The following is a 1,902-nucleotide window of genomic DNA, read 5'->3' as shown; positions in this document are numbered from 1 at the left end:
AGCTCCAGGAGCACATCACGAGAGCACGCGATGCATGATCGCGAACAGGCGGAGCAACGTACTCAGCCGTCCGGATCACAAGATCGTCGACAGAACCCGAATCTTCACGTTGATCGCGTCCACGAAGACGACCGGATAGACGCGATCGAGCGGTTGGGCCTGCCATTCCGCCATGCCCTCCATCACCGAGTCGGTGATCGTGGAGATGGTCTGCTTGGACACCTCCGCGCCGTACACCTCGGCCAGATGAGCCGATATCTCCCCGTGCGTGAGGCCCTTCGCGGACAGCGACAGCACCATCTCGTCCACGCCGGTCAGCCGGCGCTGCCGCTTCTTCACGAGCTGCGGCTCGAAGGTGCCGGCCGTGTCGCGGGGCACCTTCACCTCGACCGGGCCGACGTCGGTCAGCACGGTCTTCGAACGGGTGCCGTTCCGGGAGTTGCCGCTGTTCCGGCCTGCCGCGTCGTGCTTGTCATAGCCGACGTGATCGGTGATCTCGCCCTCCAGGGCGGACTCCAGCACCCGCTTGGTCAACTGCTGCAGCAGCCCACCCTCGCCGGTCAGCTGCAAGCCCTCGGAACGGGCTCGGTCGACCAGCATCGAGATCAACTGCTCGTCCGACACCGCCTCCGCAGCCGACTCGACGACCGGCTCCTCCACCGTCTCGTGCTCGCTGATGGTCTCGCTCATTTCAGGCGTCTCCTTGATCATCGGATCCGCCGTCTATTGGACACTCCCCCGTTTTTCGTGGTCATCTCACCGGTTGAGTGGTTGCTGTGTGCCCGGGCGTGGTGGAGGTTCCGGTCGTCTGCCAGCGGCGTTCGAATTCGGTGGTGTGTGCGGCGATGTAGTCGGTGGTGACGGGGCGGTTGTACTGTCCGGTGATGTTGTGGGTTGCGCATTCTTGAGCCACGTCCTGGATCGGGGGGACGCGGGTGTGTGCTCGGTGCTTGGCCCATATGGTGTAGATGCGCCAGCGGAGGAAGTGTCGGCGCAGGTTGGAGGGGCTGACGGGTTTGTTTCCGCGTCCGAGCATCCCTTTGGCCGCGAGATGGGCGGACAGTTGTTCGGCGCTGGGTTCGATTTTGTGTTCGGTCTGGTACTCCATCCATGCGAGGTAGTAACGGTCAGGCATGGCGAGTTTCTCTTGCTCCGAGGCTGAAGGGGATCCTGCGAAAGGCTGGGCCTTGAGTCGGCCGGACGTTGTCCTTTCGGGGTGTTGCTCGGGGTCGTTGGGTGGTTCCTGCGATCTGCTGCCCGGCTGTGCGGGTGCACCGTCAGCGGCCGGTTGCTGCATAGGAGACGAGTCGGTGTCGGCGTGCGCTTCGGGGGCGTGGCCGCCGATGCTGGTGATCTTTTTGCGTTCGTGCATGTAGGCCGCGAGGGCGTCCGCGTCGGGGAAGGCGCCGGGTTTCTGCGTGGGGGCCAGCCAGGCGTTGGAGGGGCAGTCGGACCACTGGTCGGCCGTGGCGTCTGCTCTTTGTGGCGGTGGGGGTTGTGCGGGGTGTGGTGGGTGACGCTGGTGCGGGACCTTGAACGGCGGCTGTACCTGATCGTCGGTGAGGGGAGTACCGGACGAGGCGGTGTGATCCGGCACGGCGCGGTGGGCGCTTGCTCGAGCCGGTGCCGCTGCGCCGTTGGACGCCTGTAACAGAGCCGTGCGTTTTGGGGCCGCTGCCTGATGAGGGGCTGCTGTCTTGTTTTCGGGCGCGTGTGCGTCTTCATGCCGGGTCGTAGCTGGAGCCCGCTTGGGGAAGGCCGCTGCATCCTCGGCGCCTACCGCGGCCGTGTTGGTGAGGGGGATGCCGTACTTGGCGAGGCGGAGCGGCATCAGGGACTCGACCGGGGCCTTGCGGCGCCAGGCGCGGCCGAAGCGGGAGCGGAGGCGGGCCTGGTAGACCA

Annotated in this window: 2 pseudogenes; both read right to left on the bottom strand. The window is 65.8% G+C overall.

From position 1 onward, the window contains the following. Window positions 1–96 precede the first annotated feature (96 nt). A pseudogene (locus KUM38_RS40930) lies at window positions 97–600 on the bottom strand (transposase); the annotation flags it as partial. A gap of 151 nt (window positions 601–751) precedes the next feature. After that, window positions 752–1,902 (bottom strand): annotated as a pseudogene (locus tag KUM38_RS40925) (hypothetical protein); the annotation flags it as partial.

Source organism: Streptomyces sp. AC558_RSS880 (genome assembly GCF_019049255.1).
Lineage (GTDB): Bacteria > Actinomycetota > Actinomycetes > Streptomycetales > Streptomycetaceae > Streptomyces.
The sequence above is the reverse complement of the archived record's forward strand: the minus strand, read 5'-3'. Positions and strand labels throughout refer to the sequence as shown.